Below are 3,196 nucleotides of genomic sequence, written 5' to 3' on the forward strand. Positions count from 1 at the left end.
GTCGTGGCTTTGCTTCCGCGGCCCAGGGGGTTTGGCTGCAGATGGGTGACCAAGTTTTGGGGCAACACCAGGGATCCAAGGCTCTGCCGGCAGCCTCTCTGACCAAGGTGGCCACTACCCTGGCTGCTCTGCAGCAGTTTGGATGGCAACACCGCTTCGTCACCACCTACTTGACAGCAGGTTCGCTGGGAACGGACGGAGTTTTGCAGGGCGATCTCTGGGTGCTGGGAGGGGAGGATCCCTTCTTTGTTTGGGAGGAAGCCTTCGCGGTGGGGAATGCCCTCAACGCCCAGGGGATCCGCCAGGTGCGCGGGGATCTGGTGGTGGCGGGCCGCTTTTACATGAACTTTTCCCAGGATGTGGCCCGCTCGGGAGCGCTGCTGCGGCAGGGGATGGATGCTCGCCTCTGGCCCTCGGAAGCCCAGGCGCAATTTCAAACTCTGCCCCCCGGCACGCCCAGGCCGCAGGTGGAGATTTTGGGGTCGGTGCGAATTGCCCAGCAGATCCCCCCGGAGGCCCAGGTCTTGCTCAGACATGAATCGCCTCCTCTCCTTCATCTACTCAAGCTGATGAACCTCTACAGCAACAATGCCATGGCCGAGATGCTGGCGGAGGCGGTGGGGGGAGCGGCCCAGGTAGCCCAAAGGGCTCGGGCTGCAGCAGGGATCCCGGCAGAAGAGCTGCACCTGATCAACGGCTCAGGGTTGGGGGTGGAAAACCGCATCTCCCCGCGGGCCAATGTAGCTATGTTGCGGGCCATTCAATCGCTGCTGGAAGAGCACGGCTTGTCGCTAGCAGATGCCTTTGCCGTCGTCGGCCAGGATGTGGGGGTGTTGGAGCGGCGGCTGCTGCCGGGAGTGATGATCGCCAAGTCCGGCACCCTACCCAGCGTCAGCACCTTGGCGGGCGTGTTGCCAACTGAGCGGGGGGATATCTGGTTTGCTGTGATGAACAGCGGGGCCAACTTGGCCGACTTGCGCACCTCGCAGGGAGAATTCCTCAGCCGGCTCCAGTCCCAGTGGGGATCCCCCACCGCCTTGCCCGAGCGCTGGCTGCCTCGCTCCGTAGATACGGGATCCCGCACGGAGTCTAGCCCCCGCCTTTGATACGTCTCCTTTTGCCGTCCTGGGATAGGGGCTGGAAGGGGTTGCCTCAGCAGCAAAGTGCCTGGGGATGGGAAACCATCTCCAGCCGGTTTCAATCCAGCACTCTTCTGCGGAGAGCGTTTTGGCGATGGGGCGTACAGGAATCGAACCTGTGTAAGGCAAATTATGAGTTTGCTGCCTAAACCGCTCGGCCAACGCCCCTTCTTTCTCTACTTTAGCGCCCCTGTCTTTTCCAGAACCGGTGAAAAAAGCCCTGCTACAGGATAAGCTGCATGTCGGTGGTTAGCGGACAGCGGAGACCATGGCATCAGGGCGTTCTTGGCAGGGGCAACTGGCTTTAGGCTTGGGGCTGACAGCCCTATCCTTGGCTCTCTATTGGAGCTTTTTGGCCGTTGGGCAGCACTATCTCCACTGGAACGAAGCCACCGCTGTTGACTGGCAACCCACCAGTGAGAACCTGGCCCCGTCTCCTGCCCTGGAAGCGCAAACGGTGCCGTCCCTCTCTGAAGCCTCTTCTGCCGTCAACAACCTGCTAGAGCAATCCCCACTGCGGCTCTGGCTTGTTACCTTTATAACCGTGTTTGTGGCGGAGATGGGCGATAAGACTCAATTGGCCACCTTGCTCATGAGCGCCCAATCCAAGTCTCCCTGGGCAATTTTTTTCGGCTCTGCCAGCGCTCTGGTGACCGCCAGTTTGCTCAGCGTAGCCTTGGGGGGAGGACTGGGACAGGTGATCCCGGCAGACTGGCTACAATGGTTAGCGGGCAGCGGCTTCCTGGCAATCGGGAGCTATGTCCTCTGGCGGGAATGGCAAGGGAAGAGTGAGCCCTCTGAGGGAAGCGAGGGTGGCCTGCCAGGGAAAAGTTGAGAGCAACTTGGCTAGAGAGGCGTGTTGAGCCAGCACAGCAGTCAGATTTTCTCTTTCTTGAGACAGACCGCGGCGCGAGCTGCTCTGGTCAGCTTCGGCTCAATTTTGCTGGCCGAAATGGGCGATAAAACCCAGCTGGCCACCCTGCTCCTCAGCGCCCACTCGCAAAATCTTGGGGTGATCTTCTGCGGGGCTGCTGCTGCCCTGATCAGCACCAGCTTCATCGGGGTGTGGGCGGGAGCCTGGGTAGCGCGGGTCATCCCTCCCCGCTGGATCAAAACCTCGGCAGGCGTAGGGTTCCTCCTAATCGGCCTCTCCCTACTCTGGGGATCCCTGCCCATAGCCGGCTGAGCAAAGGCCTTCAGGATGGCTTCGGCAAAGCATGTTACGATTAAGGACACCTCGCACTCTACCGGAGTGCTTTACTTGATGCCGGACAACCGGTCAGGAAGACCAGCATGGCCAAAAAACGCAACCTGAAGCGGGAAAAAGCCGAGCGCAACCGCGAGTATGCCAAGCAGTTTCAAAAAAGTCGTGCTCGCAATAGCCGCCGCTTCCGTTCTGTCCCTCGTGATCAGGAGGCCAGCGCTGGCGAAGAGCAGCAGCCGTGATGGCGAGTTTATCGAGAGGCTCTGTTGGCCAACACCCTAACCGGATCTAGCCCAGCAAAGCTGCTATTGTAGGCAGGGGTGGGCTGGAGCGGACAACCATGAAGTACCGACGTATTCTGCTGAAGCTGAGCGGTGAAGCCCTCATGGGGGAACGTCCCTACGGGATTGACCCCGAGGTCTTGCAATCCATTGCCGGCGAAGTGGCCTCGGTGGTGCGGGCGGGCGTGCAGGTGGCGATCGTGGTGGGAGGGGGCAACATCTGGCGCGGGCGCAAGGAAGCGGCTGCCCAGGGGATGGATCAAGCTTCTGCTGACTACGTGGGGATGTTGGCCACCGTCATCAATGCCCTAACCCTGCAGGATGCCATCGAGCGAGCCGGGATCCCGACGCGGGTGCAGACGGCCATTGCCATGCAGGAGGTGGCAGAGCCTTACATTCGTCGCCGCGCCATTCGTCACCTGGAAAAAGGGCGGGTGGTGATCTTTGGGGCAGGATCCGGAAATCCCTTCTTTACCACCGACACGACTGCGGCCTTGCGGGCGGCGGAGATCGATGCCGAGGTGATTTTCAAGGCCACCAAGGTGGACGGAGTTTACGACGCGGATCCCAAG

Annotated in this window: 5 protein-coding genes and 1 tRNA gene; 5 read left to right on the forward strand and 1 reads right to left on the reverse strand. The window is 60.7% G+C overall.

The genetic code is table 11. The features are described from left to right. Positions 1-1,106 (forward strand): D-alanyl-D-alanine carboxypeptidase (locus NW835_RS06360; protein WP_414414822.1); only part of this gene is annotated, 1,106 nt, incomplete at its 5' end. 128 nt (positions 1,107-1,234) lie between these two features. On the opposite strand, the gene NW835_RS06365 is transcribed toward NW835_RS06360, so the two are convergent. Further along, positions 1,235-1,307, reverse strand: a tRNA-Ile gene (locus tag NW835_RS06365). Between the two features lie 100 nt (positions 1,308-1,407). Between NW835_RS06365 and NW835_RS06370 the strand changes: the two genes are divergently transcribed. From NW835_RS06370 to NW835_RS06385, 4 genes are all read left to right on the forward strand, one after another. Continuing rightward, positions 1,408-1,974, forward strand: coding sequence for a TMEM165/GDT1 family protein (locus tag NW835_RS06370; RefSeq protein ID WP_414372394.1), 567 nt, complete (start codon positions 1,408-1,410; stop codon positions 1,972-1,974). Between the two features lie 117 nt (positions 1,975-2,091). Beyond that, the gene (locus tag NW835_RS06375; protein WP_414414823.1) at positions 2,092-2,325 is read left to right on the forward strand and encodes a TMEM165/GDT1 family protein; all 234 of its coding nucleotides are present in this window, start codon (positions 2,092-2,094) and stop codon (positions 2,323-2,325) included. Positions 2,326-2,432: 107 nt separating this feature from the next. Further along, positions 2,433-2,585, forward strand: coding sequence for a hypothetical protein (locus NW835_RS06380; protein WP_011431218.1), 153 nt, complete (start codon positions 2,433-2,435; stop codon positions 2,583-2,585). 98 nt (positions 2,586-2,683) lie between these two features. Beyond that, on the forward strand, positions 2,684-3,196 hold a 513-nt coding region (locus tag NW835_RS06385), incomplete at its 3' end, for a uridine monophosphate kinase (protein WP_414414824.1).

Source organism: Synechococcus sp. OH2, from assembly GCF_047462155.1.
Lineage (GTDB): Bacteria > Cyanobacteriota > Cyanobacteriia > Thermostichales > Thermostichaceae > Thermostichus.